Genomic DNA, 17476 nt, shown 5'->3' on the forward strand with positions numbered 1-17476 from the left:
TGATCTCACCTGCTGATCGGGCGCGTGCTGACCGAGCCGCCATGCTGATCGAGCCGCCATGCTGATCGAGCGAAGTCGAGATCGCGCGGCGCTGTGGACGGTGAGCGCCCTGCTCAGCGCGGCGATCTGCGCTCCTCTGTTCGGCGGCTACCTGCTGCATCGGGACGCCGTCGCCACCCCGCGTTCGCCGCTGACCGCGGCTGCCTTCGGCATCGACGGCACGCCGCCGCGCGCGGTGCCCCAGGACGCGCTGATCGCACTGGCTTCGCAGGTTCTCGACGGCGGTCTGTTGCTCGCCGCGGTCACCGCGCTGGCCCTGTTCTTCGCCGGGGTCGGTTACGGGCGACTCGCCGGGAGGCTGGTGCCCGGCTGCGGCACCGCCGGCGTGGTCGCCGCGGCGATCGTGGCGATCTGGAATCCTTTCGTGGCCGAGCGGCTGCTGCAGGGTCACTGGAGTCTGCTGACCGGCTACGCCGCGCTGGGCTGGATCGTGTGTGCCGTGCTGGACCTTCGCGTCCGCCCCGGCTGGGCCTCGTGGCTCGTACTCGCCGGACTACTGGCCGCGGCGGGGTTCACCCCGACCGGTTCGGTGCTCGGCGTGATCGTCGCGGTGGTGGCAGCGCTGTCCCCGGCAGGGCGTTTCGACTCGGTCTCGGCTGGCGCCTCGCCCGGCTCAACGAGCGAAGAAACAGTCCCCGACACCACCCTTCGCGCAACGAGCGAAGCAGCCCACCCCGACACCACACCACGCTCAACGCGGGAACGCCGCGACCGCGGACACGACCCCCATCGCTCTACGCGGGAACGCCGCGACCGCGGACACGACCCTCATCGCTCCTTGAGCCGGGCCGAGGCGCTAGCCGAGGCGCGTGTCGAAAGGCCCCCGAGTCAGGCGCGCCTGCTCGCCGGAGTGATCGGTCTCTGGGTGCTCACCGCCTCCCCGTGGCTGGTGGCGACGGCGTTCAGCGACGGCGGCACGTCGGGAGTGGGCGGGGCGCGCGAGTTCGCGGCGCGCGCAGAGACCGGCCTGGGCACCTTCGGCTCCGTCCTCGGCCTGGGTGGAATCTGGAATGCCGACGCCGTGCCGGCCAGCCGCACGTTCTGGTGGGCCGCCGTGGCCACCGCCTGCCTGCTGATCGTCGTGACGCTCGGAAGTTTCGCACTGTGGCGGCGGCGAACCGCTCTGCTCCCGGCCGTGCGCGCGCTGGCCGTGCTCGCCGGGATCGTCGTTCTGCTGACCGCGCTCGCGGCCACCGGGCCGGGTCTGGCCGTCGTCGAGTTCCTCCTCGCCCGAGTCCCCGGCACCGGACTGCTGCGCGACTCCCAGAAGTACCTCGCCCTCGCGATCCCGTTCGTCGCCCTCGCCGCGGCCGCCGCGGCGGCACGACTCCGAGCATGGGTGCCGACCTGGTTCACGATCGCGTTGGTCATGCTCCTCGTCGTCGCTCCCCTGCCCGACCTCGCGTGGGGGGTCGGCGGCAAACTGCGCCCGATCCGGTATCCGAGCGACTACGCGGCGGTCACCGCGCTCGTGGGCCACAGCACGGGCGCGGCCGCCGTGGTGCCGTCCGGCGCGATGCGGCACTACACGTGGAACAACGGGCCGTCGCTGTCGCCGCTGCCCCGCATGCTCGACGCACCCGTGATCCTGGGCAGCGCCCTGCTGGTCGACGGCGAACCCGTCGACGCACCGCCGGAACGCAGCCGGCGGGTGATCGACGAGATCGCGCGCGGTGGTCTCCCCGCCGCACTGGCCGATCTCGGTGTCAGCTGGGTGGTGATCGAGAAGACCGCGCACAGCGGGGCCGTGGCTGCGCCGCGGGACCTCATCGTCTCGGCGCTGCGCGGGCACCATGCCGAACGCGTCTTCGACGGCGACGATCTCACCGTCTACCGGGTGTCCGGTCCGGGTGACTTCCCCGCCCCGACTCCGCTCGCATGGGCCGCCGCCGCGATCACGCACGGCGGTTGGCTGCTCCTGCTGATCGCCGGGCTGAGCGCTCAGCTGCGGCGCGTCACTTCGCGCAGGACCGCCGCGAACTCGGCGGCGGTGCCGGGCCAGGAGTAGCCGGCGGCGCGGTCGCGCGCGGCGTCGCCGAGGCGGCGCACCTCGTCCGGCCGTCCGATCAACCGCGCGGTCTTCGCGGTCAGATCGTCGATTCCGTCCGCGAGCAGGCCGGTCTGCCCGTCGACGATCGAGTCGGTCAGGCCTGCCGAACTCCGGTAGCCGAGGGTCGGGACGCCGTGCTGGGCGGCCTCGATCACGGCCAGTCCCCAGCCCTCCTTGCGCGACGGCATCAGATGGAGGTCGGCGACCGCCAGCAGTCGGTGCTTGGTCAGTTCGTCGACGTGGCCATGGAACTCCACCCTGTCGTCGAGCCCGAGCTCGGCGGTGCGCGCCAGCAGTTCCGGCGCCCACCAGCCGTCGCCGACCACGTCCAGGTGCACACCGACGCCCTCGTCCCGCAGCCGGGCGACGACGGTCAACGCATCCTCGACCTGCTTGTGCGGGACCAGACGGGAGACCACGATCAGTCGGCGAGAGCGGGCGGGTTCTTCCTCGTCGTGCACGCCGTCGGGCACCGGGTCGATGCCGCCGCGCACCACCGCGATGCGCTCGGCGTCGACGCCGAGCGCGACCAACTCGTCGCGGGACGGCAGCGAGACGGTGACGTACCGGCAGCGGCGGTGCACCCGCGGCGACAGCCGCGACTCGATGAACCAGCCGATCGGGGCGAGCACTCGCCCGGCGACCGGCCACTGCTCGCGGTGGCAATGGTGTACCAGAACCACCGTCGGGGCCCCGACCACCAGCCGCGCGAAGAACGGGACGCCGTTCTGGGTGTCGACCACCACGTCGGGCCGATAACCGGCCAGCCGGCCGACGCCGAGCCGCGCACCCAGGAGCATGCCGAGCACGCGCAGGTACACCGTGAGGCGGCCCCCGACGCGGAGCACCCGCATGCCGTCTCGCATCTGCAGTCGGGGCGCGCCCGGATAAGCGGCGGTGAGATAGGTGACCCGGCAGCCGCTGCGCGCGAGCTCCGCGCCGACGCGCTCGAGGTAGCGCTCACTGCCTCCGCCTTGGGGATGGTCGGTGTCGCGCCAGCACAGCAGCAGCACCTCGGCGCCGGGAGCCGGCCGCGGCTGGTCGGTGGGAACACTCACGAGGATCCAGCGTATGCGAGAGTGTCAGGCATGCCCGAGTCCGCCTTCGCCCGCCATGCCACCTGGCGCCGCGCCCGGTCCCTGCTGCACGAGTTCGGCTTCGAGCAGAGCGACCCGGACCGCTTCTACTCCGCCCTCGCCGAGGACACCGCGCAGATGGTCGCCGCACTGCACCCCGAGCCGCTGACCGGCGCCGCAGTACTCGACGTCGGCGGCGGGCCGGGGTTCTTCGCCGACGCCTTCACCCGGCGCGGAGCCGACTACCTCTCCGTGGAGCCCGACGCCGGCGAGATGCACGCCGCGGGCATCGATCACCGCACCTGTATCCGCGCCCAGGGACAGCACCTGCCCCTGGCGACCGGGTGCGTGGACGTGGCCTACTCGTCGAACGTCGCCGAGCACACCGACCAGCCGTGGGAGATGGCCGACGAACTGGTCCGGGTGACCCGCTCCGGCGGCACGGTGATCATCAGCTACACGCTGTGGTGGGGGCCGTTCGGCGGCCACGAGATGGGCCTGACCCACTACTTCGGCGGGCACCGGGCCGCCCGGTGGTATACCCGCAGGCACGGCAGGCTGCCGAAGAACCTCTACGGGGTGTCCCTGTTCCCGATCACCGCGCAGGCCGGCCTGGACTGGGCCCGGCGGACGACCGATGCCGAGTTGGTCGCCGCATTCCCCCGCTATCTACCGCGCTGGGCGTGGCCGGTGATCAAGATCCCGGTGGTCCGGGAGATCGCCGCCACCAATCTGGTCATGGTGCTGCGCAAGCGCTGACTGTGCTCAGTCCGGCACCGTGGCGTTGCAGCTGAGCGGGCCGCCGCGGCTCGTCGACGAGGCCAGCAGTTCCTCCCCGTGCAAGATGTTGCAGGTCACCGCACCGTTCACGACGATGCCGGTCACCTCGGCCGAAGCCGACGGGCGCAGCGTCACCCGCACCGACCACGGCGAACCGGCGGCGGCCACCACCTGTTCGCCGGAGCCGTCCCGGTAGCGGACGCCGATCAGACTGCCGTTGCCGGTGAACTGGTAGGTGACGGCTCCCGGCGCAGCAGTGGGGCGGGTGTTCTCACTGGTCGTCTGGCTGGTCGTCGTCGACGACGCGGTCGACTCGGTGGTGGCCGACGGCGCGGTGGTGGAGCTGTCCGCCCCCGCCGCCGCGTCGTCGGAGTCCGATGACCCCGGCCCGCTGATCACCAGGTAACCCGCCAGCACCAGGACCAGCAGCGCCAGACCGGCGATCAGGGCCAGCAACACCGTCCGGCTGCGGTTCGGCGGCGGCGAGGCCGCGGGCTGGGTTCCGGTTCCGGTCGTTCCGGCGTACGGCGCCGGGTCCCGGTAGCCGGGATCCTGGTACGCCCCCGACGCCGGAGCCGGCGACGGCGCCGGATAGCCCTCGGTCGGCGGCTGATGCGCCGACCCGGCGGACGGATCGAGGGGCTCCATCCGCCGGGTGGCCGGGCGCTGGTCGTCGCGGGGGTCGCTCATCCCACCAAAATACCCGGGTCCGCCGCACCGAGCCGCCGGACCCGGACTACTCGGTGATCGCCTCGAGGGGCTTGGTGCGGGCGGCACTGACCGCAGGCCACACCGCGGCGATCACCCCCACCACCGCAGATCCGACCAGGGTGATCACGATCAGACTCCACGGCACCACCAGGGTCTCCAGACCCCAGTGCCGCATCGCGTGGACCAGCGGCAGACCGATGGCCAGTCCGACGATCACCCCGAGCAAGGCGCCGAAGATCGCGATGTACGTCGACTCCAGGTAGATGGTGCGACGCACCTGCGCGCGGCTCATGCCGATGGCCCGCAGCATGCCGATCTCCTGACGCCGCTCCACCACCGACAGAGCGAGGGTGTTGATGATGCCCAGGACGGCGATCACCAGCGCCAGGCCGAGCAGCGCGTACAGCGTGGCGAGCATCTGGTCGATCAGCGAGGTGAAGGAGTTCTTGAACTCCTGCTTGTCCTGCACCTGAGCCACCAGGAACGGCTTGACCGCCTGCACCAGCTGTTCGCGCAACGCGTCCTGACTCACTCCCGGCTTGCCCTTGACCAGCACCACGAACGTCATGCGGGACGACGGCGTGGGCGTCAACTTGTCGAAGGCCTCGTTGCCGATCAACCATTCGCCGAGGGCGGCGTTGTTCTGGTAGACGCCGGACACGGTGACCGGCACCTGGACCCCGGTGGTCGAGGTGAAGGTCACCTCGTCGCCGACGCCCCACCCGCGGGTCGCGGCCACCTGCTGACTGATCGCCATGCCGTCGCCCGGGACCTGTTCCTGCCCGGTGATCATGTCGATCTCCATGACATCGCTGACCGGACCGCCGACGGCGGTGCTCAGCGGCACGTCGAGCCCGTCGAGTTTGGCCATCACGACGTCGAACGCCACGGTGGTCTGGGCGTCGGGGACCTCCTTGCCCACCACGTCGCCCACGGTCGCCGACATCGGCCCGCCGCTGTTGCTGGAGACCACGAAGTCGGCGGTGATCGACTCGTCGATGCTCGAATCGATCTCCCCCTTGAGGGAGGCGCCCAGCGAACCGATGATGACGACCAGTACGAGGCCGATGGTCAGCGCGAAGGCGGTCGCGGCACTGCGCCGAGGATTGCGGATCGCGTTGGTACGGGCCAGTTTCCCGACCGTCCCGAAGGGCACCTGGAGCACTCGCCCGATCCCACCGACCACCGGCTGCGACAGCGCCGGAGCGCCCAGCACCACGGCCACGATGATGAGGACCGCGGCGAGCGCGATCAGCAGCAACGCCCCGACGCCGGACACGAAGATCCCGCCGATCAGCGCCAGGACTCCCACCGCGCCGAACACCGCTCCGGTGATGGTGCGGCCCTTCAGCGAGCCGGCCCCGGGCTCGGCCGCACTCATCCGCATCGCCTCCACCGGCGGAATCCGCGCCGCGCGCTGCGCCGGGATCCAGGCACTGAGCAAGGTCACGACCACTCCGACGAAGATCGCGGCCACGATCGCCTGCCACCCGACGTCGAGACCGCCCTGCGGCAGTCCGCTCGATGCGGTGAGGCTTTGCATGAGCGCCGCGATCCCGACACCGAGGCCCAGACCGACGGCGCCGCCCAGGATGCCGACCAGCAGAGCCTCGAGCAGCACCGACCGGGAGACGTTCTTGCGGCTGGCGCCGATCGCCCGCAGCAAGGCCAGCTCACGATTCCGCTGCGCGACGATCATCGAGAACGTGTTGTAGATGATGAACGTGCCGACCAGCAGCCCGATTGCCGCGAACGCCAGCAGGATGTACCGGAACGCGTTCAGGAAGGTGGCGACCTCGGCCTTCTGATCCTCGCGCACCTGGTCGCCGGTGCGGACCTTGAACGCCGGCTTGGCGTCGGGTCCCTCGCCGTCGATCTGATTGATCAGCGCGTCGATCCGGTCGCGCAGCTGGGTGTCGCTGACGCCCGGCGCCGCGGACATGTCCACGAAGCGGACGTACTCGCCGTCGCTGAAGAGTTCCTTGGCCTGTTCCTGGGTGAAGACCACGTTGACGTACCCGCCGGTCGCCGTCGGCAGGTCGTAGAGGCCCACCACCGTGACCTCCATCGGAGGCGTCGTGCCCGCCCCGAGGGCCACCCGCGTCGTGGATCCGACCGTGAGACCGGCCTTCTCGGCGGCCGAGGTGTTGATGATGACCTCGCCCGGCGCCTCGGGGGCACGGCCCTGGACGATCTTCATGTCGTCGGTGACGACCGCCTGGTCCGATGGAATGTAGCCGGAGCCCTCACTCGGTGCGCCGCCCGTCTGCACTGCCGCGCCTTCGGCGTCGGCGACGCTGAGCGGGCCGCTGTAGTTGACCTGCAGGCGGTCGATGCCGAGATTCCCGCGCTCGTCGCGCAACTGGTCCACCAGGTCGACCGGGACACCCGGCGACTGCGGGTCGCTTGCCGACACCTGGACGGCGACACCGCGCGCGACGTTGTCGAAGATGTTGTTGAACGAACCCTGGACGGTGGCCGTGAAGATCATCGCGGCCGCCACGAAGCTGGTGCCCAGCACCACGGAGAACACCGTGAGGACCAGGCGGAGCTTGTGTGCGGCGAGACTCCTCAGAGAGACCTTCCGGATGACGGAGGAAGCCATCTGCTCAGTTCTCCCCGCCCGGTGCCGCCGCGCCAGTGCCCGGATCCGCTGTCTCCCCGCCGTCGCCGAGGCCGCGCATCACGGCGAAGACGTCGTCGGCGGTCGGCTTGCGGAGTTCGTGCACCAGCTGGCCGTCGGCCAGGAACACCACGCGGTCGGCGTACGAGGCCGCCCGCGGATCATGCGTGACGATCACCACGGTCTGACCGAACTCGTCGACGGCGGCGCGGAGGATGCCGAGCACCTCCCCGGACGAGCGGGAGTCCAGGTTTCCGGTCGGCTCGTCGCCGAAGATGATGTCCGGCCGGCCCACGAGCGCCCTGGCACACGCCACACGCTGCTGCTGCCCCCCGGACAGTTCGCTCGGACGATGACCGAGCCGATCCCGCAGACCGAGCCGGTCGACGACGGCGTCGAACCACTCCTGGTCCGGTTTGCGGCTCGCGATGTCGAGCGGGAGGGTGATGTTCTCCTCCGCGGTGAGGGTCGGCACCAGGTTGAACGCCTGGAAGACGAAGCCGATGCGGTCCCGCCGCAACCGGGTCATCTCGTTGTCGGACAACCCGGAGAGGTTCACGTCGCCGATCGTGACCAGACCCGCCGACACGGTGTCGAGTCCGGCCAGGCAGTGCATCAACGTCGACTTGCCCGAGCCCGAGGGTCCCATGATGGCGGTGAACTCGCCGGAGCCGAAGGCGATCGAGATCCCGCGCAGGGCATGGACCTCGGTGTCGCCGGAACCGTATGTCTTGAATACCTGCTGTGCCGCCGCGGCGACCGTGGCCTGCGATACCTCTGCTGGTTGCGTCATGAGATACACGTTTTCAGATCCGGGCCCAGCCTGTCGATGGGGAATGTCCCCCACTCGGGTCGCACCGCTCGCGAGCGACCGCGACGACGGCGCCCCCGGACCCCACGAGGGGAGGTCCGGGGGCGCCGCGGTGGCGTGGAGGCTCAGGCCTCGTCGAGGCGGGCGACGAGTGCGTCCAGCTCGGACTGCAGGGTGGCGGGCAGCTTGTCGCCGATGAACTCGAACCACTCGTTGATCGACGGGATCTCTGCCTGGAACTCCGCCGGGTTCACCGCGAGCGCCTCGGCGACGTCCTCGGGGGCCGCGTCCAGGCCGTCCAGGTCGATCTCGTCCGGGGAGGCGACGATGCCGAACGGCGTGTCGACGCCCTTCGCCGTGCCCTCGATCCGGTCGACGATCCACTTGAGGACGCGGCTGTTCTCGCCGAAGCCCGGCCACAGGAAGCGGCCGTCGTCGCCGCGGCGGAACCAGTTGACGTAGAAGACGGCCGGCAGCTGGGCGCCCTCACGCTCACCGGTGTTCAGCCAATGCTGCAGGTAGTCGCCGACGTGGTAGCCGAGGAACGGCAGCATGGCCATCGGGTCCCGGCGGACGGCGCCGACGGTGCCCTCGGCCGCGGCGGTCTGCTCCGACCCCATGGTGGCGCCCATGAAGACCGCGTGCTTCCAGTCGCGCGCCTGCGTGACCAGCGGAACGGTGGTCTTGCGGCGGCCGCCGAACAGGATCGCCGAGATCGGCACGCCCTGCGGGTCGTCCCACTCCGGCGCGAGAGTCGGGCACTGCGCCATCGGCGTGCAGTAGCGCGAGTTCGGGTGCGCGGCCTTGGTGCTGGACTCCGGCGTCCAGTCGTCGCCGAGCCAGTCGATCAGGTGCGCGGGCGGAGTGCCCATGCCCTCCCACCAGACGTCGCCGTCGTCGGTGCGGGCGACGTTGGTGTACAAGGTGTTGCCGGCCTCGATGGTCTTCATCGCAGTCGGGTTGGAGTCGTAGCTGGTGCCCGGCGCCACGCCGAAGAAGCCGAACTCCGGGTTGATCGCGTACAGCCGGCCGTCCTCGCCGAACCGCATCCAGGCGATGTCGTCGCCGACCGTCTCGGCCCGCCAGCCAGGCAGGGTCGGCTCGATCATCGCGAGGTTGGTCTTGCCGCAGGCCGACGGGAAGGCGGCCGCCACGTAGTAGACCTTGTCCTCGGGACTGATCAGCTTGAGGATCAGCATGTGCTCGGCCAGCCAGCCCTCGTCGTGCGCCATCGCCGAGGCGATCCGCAGCGCGTAGCACTTCTTGCCCAGCAGCGCGTTGCCGCCGTAGCCGGAGCCGTACGACCAGATCACCCGGTCCTCGGGGAACTGGACGATGTACTTCTCCGGGTTGCAGGGCCACGCGACGTCGTCCTGGCCGGGTTCGAGCGGGGCGCCCACCGAATGCAGCGCCTCGACGAAGAACCCGTCTTCGCCGAGCAGGTCGAGCACCGGCGTGCCGACCCGGGTCATGATCATCATCGACAGCACGACGTAGGCGGAGTCGGTCACCTCGACGCCGAGCTTGGGATCGTCCGAGCCCAGCGGGCCCATGCAGAACGGGATCACGTACATCGTGCGGCCGCGCATGCAGCCGCGGTAGAGCTCGGTCATCGTCGCACGCATCTCGGCCGGGTCGACCCAGTTGTTGGTCGGGCCGGCCTCGGCCTCGGTCTTGCTGCAGATGAAGGTGCGCGACTCGACGCGGGCGACGTCGGCGGGATCGGAGAGCGCCAGGAAGGAGTTCGGCTTCTTCTCTTCGTTCAGTTTGACGAGCGTTCCGGCCTCGACCAGCTCGGTGGTCAGACGATCCCATTCTTCGTCGGTACCGGCGACCCACACGACGCGGTCGGGCGCAGTGAGCTCGGCGACCTCCGCAACCCAGGCCAACAGGCCGGCATGATTCGTGGGTGCAGATCCGGCTTCCAGGCCGGGGATGGTCGCAGCGGTCATTGTGAGCTGTCTCCTTATTTTGCTGACTCTGCGCAGTTCACCACGCCTGCGCAGTCCACGTCATGATACCGCCGCCCGCAGGCCGCCCACACATGCCCTTGGTCCGGCCGGGACTTTCGGCCCCTCCGCAGGTCAGTCGAGACGACCGAGGACGGTCGGCTGCCAGCGGCCGGTGTCGGCGTCCAGATCATGCACCGCGCAGAGGCCCGACGCGTCCAGTTCGGTGATGCGATCGACCAGACCGTCCGAGTCGGTGTCGGTGTAGACCGTGAGCAGCCCGTCGACGTCCCTGGTCAGCGAATCGGCGACGCCGTCGGAGTCCGCATCGATCTGTGCCGGACCCAGATCCCACACCGCGCCGTCGGCGAACACCGCCAGGTGGTCGGCCAGCAGTCCGTCGGCGCCCGGCGGCTCGCCGGATCTTAGACCGTTGAGAGATTTCTCACCAGCCTCCTCGGCGGCCGGCGAATCCGGCAGTTCCATCCAGTCGCCCATGCGCTCACTCCTTCTCTCTAGAAGGTTGGACGCACGAGCGGCCGGTTCGGTTCCACAACTCGCGGGCGAGCTGCGCTTCGGCCGCCCCGAGCCGGGCCGCGACCGCGTGCTCGAGCGTCCCGCGCAGTCCGCCGACCGCCTCGACCGCCGCCGCGCGCGCGGCCGCCGCCCTGGACGCCTGCCTGCGCACGAGCACCACCCCCGCCGCCACCGCCAGCCCGGCGAGCACGGTCAGCGCGGTGGCGGCCGCCCCGAGGCCCGCCCACTGCACCAGCGGACCGACCAGCATCCGGCCGACTCCGAAGCCGGCCGAGGCGCCGAGCACCAGTAACACCAGGTCCTCCGCCGCGAGCTGCGCCGACCGCGCCGTGACCTCCGGCGGCCGGATCCGCGCAGCGAAGGGCGGCCCACCGGGAGTGCGTCCTCGAGCTGCGCCTCCGGGAACGCGGACACCGGGGTCCGAGGCGGGCAGGCCGACCAGCAGGGCCGCCCGGATGTGATCCAGGCCGGCGGTCAGCTCCTGCTCGACGCGCCCGGCGTACATCGTCAGCGCATCGGTCAGCTATTCCGTCGCGACGGGGCCGCGGGCCGACTGGATCCGTCGGGTCAGCTGCGCGGCACCGGCCCGCAGGTCGACGGCCAGCCGGCCACGGAGATCCGCCAGGCCCGCCCGCGCACCCGCCAGGCGCGCCGCGCCCTCGCGGGCCGGATCCGCCGCGCGCCCGTCCCGGCGCACGCGGTCCCGCGCCGGCGCCGCCGACGGATCCGGGCCTGCCGCGGGTCCCGGATCCGCGCACCACCGGGCCAACGCAGGCAGTCCGCTGCGCGTCGGGTCTCCCGCGCGCAGCAGATCCGTCGACACCGCGAACACGGGCAGTCGCCGCGCCGGATCGAGACGGCGCCGCGCCGCGGCGAGCCGGCCCGGCCAGTCGGCATCGGCGCCGGCCCCGGCGCCCACCAGCGCCACCGGTGCGCCGGTCGCCCGCAGCGCCGCGAGCAGTTCCTCCTCGGCGCTGCCCGCATCGATGGTCAGGTCCACGGCCAGGACCGCGGCACGGGCCGTCGGAGGCGGTGTCTGCGCTTCTCCGACGACGACGGTCCCGTGCACTCCCTCCGCCGCCAGCCCGGCGACGAGCACACCCGGCTGCGCGCCGGCCAGACCCGCCAGCACGACCGGCAGCCGCTCCGGCGGCACGCCCGCCACGTCGCCGGTCATCGGACCAGCTCCGCTTCCATCAGGTCGCGGCCCCGGCCGCGCGCGGCCTGCAGGGAGATGTCCCGGCGACGACGGCGTTCGCGCTCGGCGGCGATCGCCGGCCCGCACGCCCGGATCGGACCGGCCAGCAACGGCACCCGGCTGAGCGAGACGAGCCGTCGGGTCAACCCGTCCGGGTCCGAATCGCGACACGCCGCGCGGTACCGGAGAGCCACGCGCAGCCCCACCGCACCGAACTCGCGCAGCGCGACAGTGCGCAGACGATGTTCGGCGGGATCACCGTCCTCGGCGAACGCGGCCGCGAGCACCGGCACCCCGACGCCGGCTTCGGCCCAGACGCCTAGCGCGGTCCACAACTCGGTGGACATCTGACGTTCGTGCGGTGCCGCTGCGAGGAGGCCCGAGACGCCGACGACGAGACGGCCGAGCTCGCGCGCCGCGGCGCCCTCCGCCTTCCGCACCGCCTCACCGCCGCCCCGCAGATCGGCCTTGCCGCAGACCACTACCGCGGGGACCGCCAGCGCACTCAGGAACTCGCGATCACAGGCTCGGACGCCGGCGCCGAGCACGTGCACCGCCAGATCTGCCGGCGGTGCACCCGGCGGCGCCGACCCGTCGCCGGGTGCGGCGTCGACGCCGAAGCACTTCTGCAGCGCCGCCGCCATCGTCGCCCGCCCGCTGCCGGGGTGACCGGTCACCACGATGCGCAGCGGCGCGCGTCGTCGTCGTTCCACCTCATCGAGCCGTGCCGCCAGCTCCGGCGGCCACGCCTGCGCGAACTCCCCCATGCCGCAACCTCCCCCAAGGTCGTGTGGTCGCCACGGTACGCGGGGGCGGCGGATTCGGGTGTCGGATTCCGGCGACGAGGTCCGATGCGCGACGATGGTGTAGTGAACACCGACTCGGAGACCGAGCAGCGCCGCGACACCGACCGCTCGCGCCTGTACCCGCGCGTCACGAGCTTCCGGTTCCGGCGCGGCACCCTGACCCCCGGGCAGCGCCGGAATTGGGAGCGTCTGTGGCCCGACCTGGGTCGGGACCTGCGAATCGGGCCCGACCGCACCGAAGAACCCCCGCTGGACGCCGCGGCCTGGTTCGGGCGCGAGGCGCCGCTGATCATCGAGGTGGGCAGCGGCACCGGGATCTCGACCGCCGCGATGGCCGCCGAGGAGCCGGACAGCAACGTGGTGGCCGTCGAGGTGTACCAGCCGGGTCTGGCGCAGCTGCTCGGCCTGATCGACCGGGGCGGCCTCACCAACGTCCGCATGGTGCGCGGCGACGCGACCGTGGTCCTCACCGAGTTGGTGGGCCCGGACTCGCTGGCCGGTGTGCGCGTCTTCTTCCCCGACCCGTGGCCCAAGTCGCGCCATCACAAACGCCGCTTTCTGCAGTCCGGAACCATCGAGCTGATCGCCGACCGCCTCCGGCCCGGAGGCATCCTGCACATCGCCACCGATCACGCCGACTACGCCGGCTGGATCGCCGAGCTCCTGGCGACACAGGATCCGGACCGTCCGCACGTCGTACCGCTGACATACGACTCGCCGATCCTGCTGGACCGGCCGACCACCAAATTCGAAGGCCGCGCCGAGCGCGAAGGGCGGGGCGTGAACGAGTTCGTGTACGTCAAGCCGCAGCCGAAGGCGGCGCCACCGGACACGGCGCCGGACGACTCTCGGCCGGATGAGACCGCACCGCACAGGGAAGAGGACGGCGCATGACACCTTCGCCCGACTTCGCCACGACGGTCGCCGGCGTGGGCAACGCCAAGCGAGCTCTGCTGGTGTGGGACGCCCCCAACATGGACATGGGGCTCGGCGGAATCCTCGGCGGCCGGCCCACGGCCGCCCACCGCCCGCGCTTCGACGCGCTCGGCCGCTGGCTGCTGAGCCGCACCACCGATCTCGCCGAGGGCGCCGACGAGCCGATCGAACCCGAGGCCACGGTCTTCACCAACATCGTCCCGGGCAGCGCCGACGTGGTCCGTCCGTGGGTCGACGCGCTGCGCAACGTGGGCTTCGCGGTGTTCGCCAAACCGAAGCTGACCGACGACAGCGACGTCGACCAGGACATGCTCGACCACATCGCCCTGCGCGAGCACACCACCGGCCTGGCCGGGGTGTTCGTGGCCTCCGCCGACGGCCAGGCGTTCCGCGAGCCGCTCCTGGAACTGGCCCGTGCCGGGGTCCCGGTCACGGTCATCGGCTTCCGCGAACACGCGTCCTGGGCGACGACGGCCACCGAGCTCGAGTTCATCGACCTCGAAGACATCCCCGCCGTCTTCCGGGAGCCGCTGCCGCGCATCAGTCTCGACTCGCTCCCCGACGAGGGCGCCTGGCTCACTCCGTTCCGGGCACTCTCCACCCTGCTCAAGTAACCCCCGAGAGCGGTCTCGGGCCCGGGCTTGCTGCGTTTTCTCAGGACGACCTGAGAGAATGCCGCTCGGGGTCTTGTCCGCGGAAGGAAGGAACCGACGTGTTCGGATCCATCGGCACATTCGTCTACCGGATGCGCTACACGGTCATCGTGGTGCTCATCGCCCTCATGGGCGGGCTCGGGCTGTACGGCATGCAACTGCCGAAGTATCTGTCCCAGAGCGGCTGGTTCGACCCCACGTCCGAGTCGGTGACCGGCTCCGTCGTCGCCGACACGGCGCTCGGCCGCGACCACAAGTCGGACCTGCTGCTGATCGTGACCCCGCCCGAGGGCACGTCGATCGACGACCCCGAGTTCGCCGCCAAGATCGAGACGATCGTCGACGACATGGTCGAGCAGAACGAGGGGATCATCAGCCGCGAGGCGCCTGAGGGCCCCGACGACCACTCCCGCGCCGGCCTGATCGACCCCTTCCCCGAGGGCACCAACGGCGCCGAAGAGGCCGCGCAGCAGATGAAGCGCGACCGGATGTGGAATCGGGAGGCCAACAAGGGCTTCATCTCGATCGGGATCGTCGGCAACGACGACACCACCATCCTGAACAATTACATGAAGGTGGAACCGTTCTTCGAGAACCTCGCCGAGCGGTACGACATGCCCGGCACCACCTTCCAGACCGCGGGCCTGCAGCCGGTCGCCGGCGCCATGAGTCACGGCATGAACGAGGACATCAAGCGCGCCGAGGTGATCGCGCTGCCGATCGTCGCCCTGATGCTGCTGTTCGTGTTCGGCGGCATCGTCGCCGCGGTGCTGCCCGTCCTGATCGGCGGGCTGACCATCGCCGGTTCGCTCGGCATCATGACGATGCTCGCCCAGGTCACCGAGCTGAACATCTTCGCTCAGTCGGTGGTCACGTTGATCGGGCTGGGCATCGCCATCGACTACGGCCTGTTCATGGTCAGCAGATTCCGGGAAGAACTCGCCGCCGGATACACCGTGGAGGCCGCGGTCCGAAGATCGGTGATGACCTCGGGTCAGACGATCGTCTTCTCGGCCACCATCATCGTGGCCGCCCTCGCCTGCCTGCTGATGTTCCCGCAGGCGTTCCTGAAGTCGGTCGCCTACGGAGCGATGGCCTCGATCGTCCTGGCCGCCCTCCTGTCGGTGACCGTGCTGCCGGCGATCCTGGCGATCCTCGGGCGCCGCGTCGACGCCCTCAGCGTGCCCTTCCTCAACCGGACCAAGACCCGCGAAGAGATCATCGGCGGCTTCTGGGGCAAGCTGTCGAGTTGGGTGATGCGGCACCCGGTGCAGACGGCCGTCCCGACCGTGCTGCTCCTGCTGGCCCTGATCATCCCGTTCGGCAACATCGCCTTCGGCGGTATCAGCGAGAAGTTCCTCCCCCCGAACGATCCGCACCGCGTGGCGCAGGAAGACTTCGACCGCTACTTCCCGGCCGAACGCACCGAAGAGCTCAAACTCGTCGTCCTGTACGACCAGAACGACGCCGACGCCGGATCCAAGATCGAGGAGATCGCGGCCCAGGCCAACCAGATCCCCGGCTTCACCAAGCAGTTCTCGCCGTCCGCGGACCTGGGCGGCATGGACGGCATCTATGGCGACCCCGAGACCGGATGGGGCGTCACCCAGATGTCGGCGGGCCTGGTGGACCGCACGACGGCGCCGGAGGCGATCAAGGAACTGCGGGCGATCGAGAAACCGGACGGCGTCATCGTCTACGTGGCCGGCACCCCAGCGCTGACGCAGGACTCGATCGATTCCCTGATGTCCAAACTCCCGCTGATGGCCATCACCCTGGTGCTGGTGACCGGGCTGCTGATGTTCCTGGCATTCGGCTCGGTGATCCTGCCGATCAAGGCGGCGCTGATGTCGGCGCTCGGCCTCGGCTCGACGCTGGGCATTCTGACGTGGATGTTCATCGACGGCCACGGCTCGTCGCTGCTGAACTACACCCCTGGTCCGCTGTTCGCGGCCATGCTGGTGCTGATCATCGCGATCGTCTACGGCCTGTCCACCGACTACGAGGTCTTCCTGCTCTCGCGCATGGTCGAGGCCAGGATGCAGGGCGCGTCGACCACCGAGGCGATCCGGGACGGCACGGCCCTCACCGGCCGGCTGATCACCGCCGCGGCAGCCATCCTGGTGGTGGTGACCGGCGCGTTCGGTCTCTCGAACATCGTGATGATGAAGTACATCGCGTTCGGCATGATCGCCGCGCTGATCCTCGACGCGACGGTCATCCGCATGTTGCTGGTGCCGTCGGTGATGAAGCTGCTGGGCGACGACTGCTGGTGGTCGCCGAAGTGGATGCTGAAGCTGCAGCGCAAGATCGGCCTCGGCGAGAAGGTGCTCGAGGACGAGCCGGAGTTCAAGGAGAAGGCGGTGGTCGCCGCCGGCACCACCAGCGCAGGCACGGTGGTGGCCGTCGCGCAGGCCGAGACCACGGTGCTCAAGGCTCAGCCGCGCACCGGTGAACGGACCCCGGCGGGCAAGGCCGAACCGAGGGGTCTGCGCGGTCTGGCGCTGCGCAGCAAGCGGGACGACGACGAGACCACCGGCGACGAGCCCGCCGACTCCGGCGAGTTCTCGGCGGCCACCGCGGCGCCGGAGAACCACCTGGCCGAGGGACACCTCGAAGACCTGGTCGACGACGAACCCGCACGCGAGGCCCCGCTGCGCCGGGGCAGCACCGGACCCGATACCGGATCGTGGCGACTCGGCGCCGGCGGGGTGCGCCTGGGCAACCGGGACCTTCGCCCGCGGCCCCAGCCGACCGAATCCGCGCCCGCGCCGCGGCCGGAGACTCGCCCCCACACCGGACCGCATCCGCGACCGGCGACCGGACCGCAACCCCGGGCCCACACCGGACCCCAGCCGCGGCCGCAGACCGGACCTCAGCCGCGGCCCCACACCGGACCGCAACCCCGGCCGCAAACGGGAACACGGCCGGCAACTGGTCCGGTCCGGCCGCAGCCGGAACCCGGCCCCCAGCGCCCCGCCCCGCAGCCGCCGGTCACGCCGCGACCGCAGGCCGGTCCGTATCCCGGCCCCACCCCGACCGGACCGAACCGGATCCCTCCGCAGTACGGCCGTCCCGCCGACCCGCTCGATCCGAACGTCGGTCTGGATCAGCTGCCGAGCACGCCGCCGGTCTCCCGTGGGCGACGACAAGATCGCAAGGACCAGATCAGCGTGCAGGAGTTGCTGCGCCGCAGCCGCGAGACGAGTTCCGACGACGACTGAACGGCGCGTCGTCCGTCGGAGGAGTTGGTGTCGGGGCCGAAGGTCCCACTAGGGTCGTCCGT

14 protein-coding genes are annotated in these 17476 nt (G+C 70.9%); 5 read left to right on the plus strand and 9 right to left on the minus strand.

The window, feature by feature from the left end:
* Positions 1-58 precede the first annotated feature (58 nt).
* Complete coding sequence (locus C6V83_RS18455) at positions 59-2068, plus strand: hypothetical protein (RefSeq protein WP_199832556.1); 2010 nt, start codon at positions 59-61, stop codon at positions 2066-2068.
* On the opposite strand, the gene C6V83_RS00450 is transcribed toward C6V83_RS18455, so the two are convergent.
* The gene (locus C6V83_RS00450) at positions 2002-3168 is read right to left on the minus strand and encodes a glycosyltransferase family 4 protein (protein WP_234353804.1); all 1167 of its coding nucleotides are present in this window, start codon (positions 3166-3168) and stop codon (positions 2002-2004) included. The genes C6V83_RS18455 and C6V83_RS00450 overlap by 67 nt on opposite strands.
* Before the next feature lie 30 nt (positions 3169-3198).
* On the opposite strand from C6V83_RS00450, the gene C6V83_RS00455 reads away from it, so the two are divergent.
* Positions 3199-3945 (plus strand): class I SAM-dependent methyltransferase, encoded by a 747-nt coding sequence (locus C6V83_RS00455; RefSeq protein ID WP_105940729.1) that lies wholly within the window; start codon positions 3199-3201, stop codon positions 3943-3945.
* Between the two features lie 6 nt (positions 3946-3951).
* Here the strand turns inward: C6V83_RS00455 and C6V83_RS00460 are convergent, their stop codons facing one another.
* The 8 genes from C6V83_RS00460 to C6V83_RS00495 form a co-directional block, all read right to left on the minus strand.
* A complete protein-coding gene (locus tag C6V83_RS00460; RefSeq protein WP_105940730.1) occupies positions 3952-4656 on the minus strand; it encodes a hypothetical protein in 705 nt (234 codons plus the stop codon).
* A 46-nt stretch (positions 4657-4702) separates the two neighbouring features.
* Entirely contained in the window at positions 4703-7282 is a 2580-nt protein-coding gene (locus C6V83_RS00465; protein WP_105940731.1) for an ABC transporter permease, read from the minus strand.
* A gap of 4 nt (positions 7283-7286) precedes the next feature.
* Entirely contained in the window at positions 7287-8093 is an 807-nt protein-coding gene (locus C6V83_RS00470; RefSeq protein WP_105943617.1) for an ABC transporter ATP-binding protein, read from the minus strand.
* A gap of 143 nt (positions 8094-8236) precedes the next feature.
* Positions 8237-10063 carry a phosphoenolpyruvate carboxykinase (GTP) gene (locus tag C6V83_RS00475; RefSeq protein ID WP_105940732.1) on the minus strand — a complete coding sequence of 609 codons (1827 nt, stop codon included), beginning with the start codon at positions 10061-10063 and terminating at the stop codon, positions 8237-8239.
* Between the two features lie 132 nt (positions 10064-10195).
* Positions 10196-10558 carry a DUF6802 family protein gene (locus tag C6V83_RS00480; RefSeq protein ID WP_105940733.1) on the minus strand — a complete coding sequence of 121 codons (363 nt, stop codon included), beginning with the start codon at positions 10556-10558 and terminating at the stop codon, positions 10196-10198.
* A gap of 4 nt (positions 10559-10562) precedes the next feature.
* Positions 10563-11102, minus strand: coding sequence for a hypothetical protein (locus C6V83_RS00485; RefSeq protein ID WP_105940734.1), 540 nt, complete (start codon positions 11100-11102; stop codon positions 10563-10565).
* Positions 11103-11120: 18 nt separating this feature from the next.
* Positions 11121-11774 (minus strand): hypothetical protein, encoded by a 654-nt coding sequence (locus C6V83_RS00490; RefSeq protein WP_105940735.1) that lies wholly within the window; start codon positions 11772-11774, stop codon positions 11121-11123.
* Positions 11771-12562, minus strand: a complete 792-nt coding sequence (locus tag C6V83_RS00495) for a hypothetical protein (RefSeq protein ID WP_105940736.1) — start codon at positions 12560-12562, stop codon at positions 11771-11773. Before C6V83_RS00495 ends, C6V83_RS00490 begins: the two co-directional genes overlap by 4 nt.
* 84 nt (positions 12563-12646) lie before the next feature.
* Between C6V83_RS00495 and trmB the strand changes: the two genes are divergently transcribed.
* From trmB to C6V83_RS00510, 3 genes are all read left to right on the plus strand, one after another.
* On the plus strand, positions 12647-13495 hold the full coding sequence (gene trmB / locus C6V83_RS00500; RefSeq protein WP_105940737.1) for a tRNA (guanosine(46)-N7)-methyltransferase TrmB: 849 nt from the start codon (positions 12647-12649) through the stop codon (positions 13493-13495).
* Positions 13492-14151, plus strand: a complete 660-nt coding sequence (locus tag C6V83_RS00505; RefSeq protein WP_105940738.1) for an NYN domain-containing protein — start codon at positions 13492-13494, stop codon at positions 14149-14151. The genes trmB and C6V83_RS00505 overlap by 4 nt, the downstream gene beginning before the upstream one ends.
* Before the next feature lie 98 nt (positions 14152-14249).
* Positions 14250-17414, plus strand: a complete 3165-nt coding sequence (locus C6V83_RS00510) for an MMPL family transporter (RefSeq protein ID WP_105940739.1) — start codon at positions 14250-14252, stop codon at positions 17412-17414.
* The last annotated feature ends 62 nt before the right edge of the window (positions 17415-17476 follow it).

It is taken from the genome of Gordonia iterans, from assembly GCF_002993285.1.
GTDB lineage: Bacteria > Actinomycetota > Actinomycetes > Mycobacteriales > Mycobacteriaceae > Gordonia > Gordonia iterans.

Excerpts from the sequence above, each read along its gene's own strand:
- C6V83_RS18455 (WP_199832556.1), top strand. The coding sequence starts at position 59 with ATGCTGATCGAGCGAAGTCGAGATCGCGCGGCGCTGTGGACGGTGAGC.
- C6V83_RS00455 (WP_105940729.1), top strand. The coding sequence starts at position 3,199 with ATGCCCGAGTCCGCCTTCGCCCGCCATGCCACCTGGCGCCGCGCCCGG.
- C6V83_RS00460 (WP_105940730.1), bottom strand. The coding sequence starts at position 4,656 with ATGAGCGACCCCCGCGACGACCAGCGCCCGGCCACCCGGCGGATGGAG.
- C6V83_RS00465 (WP_105940731.1), bottom strand. The coding sequence starts at position 7,282 with ATGGCTTCCTCCGTCATCCGGAAGGTCTCTCTGAGGAGTCTCGCCGCA.
- C6V83_RS00470 (WP_105943617.1), bottom strand. The coding sequence starts at position 8,093 with ATGACGCAACCAGCAGAGGTATCGCAGGCCACGGTCGCCGCGGCGGCA.
- C6V83_RS00475 (WP_105940732.1), bottom strand. The coding sequence starts at position 10,063 with ATGACCGCTGCGACCATCCCCGGCCTGGAAGCCGGATCTGCACCCACG.
- C6V83_RS00480 (WP_105940733.1), bottom strand. The coding sequence starts at position 10,558 with ATGGGCGACTGGATGGAACTGCCGGATTCGCCGGCCGCCGAGGAGGCT.
- C6V83_RS00485 (WP_105940734.1), bottom strand. The coding sequence starts at position 11,102 with ATGTACGCCGGGCGCGTCGAGCAGGAGCTGACCGCCGGCCTGGATCAC.
- C6V83_RS00490 (WP_105940735.1), bottom strand. The coding sequence starts at position 11,774 with ATGACCGGCGACGTGGCGGGCGTGCCGCCGGAGCGGCTGCCGGTCGTG.
- C6V83_RS00495 (WP_105940736.1), bottom strand. The coding sequence starts at position 12,562 with ATGGGGGAGTTCGCGCAGGCGTGGCCGCCGGAGCTGGCGGCACGGCTC.
- trmB (WP_105940737.1), top strand. The coding sequence starts at position 12,647 with ATGCGCGACGATGGTGTAGTGAACACCGACTCGGAGACCGAGCAGCGC.
- C6V83_RS00505 (WP_105940738.1), top strand. The coding sequence starts at position 13,492 with ATGACACCTTCGCCCGACTTCGCCACGACGGTCGCCGGCGTGGGCAAC.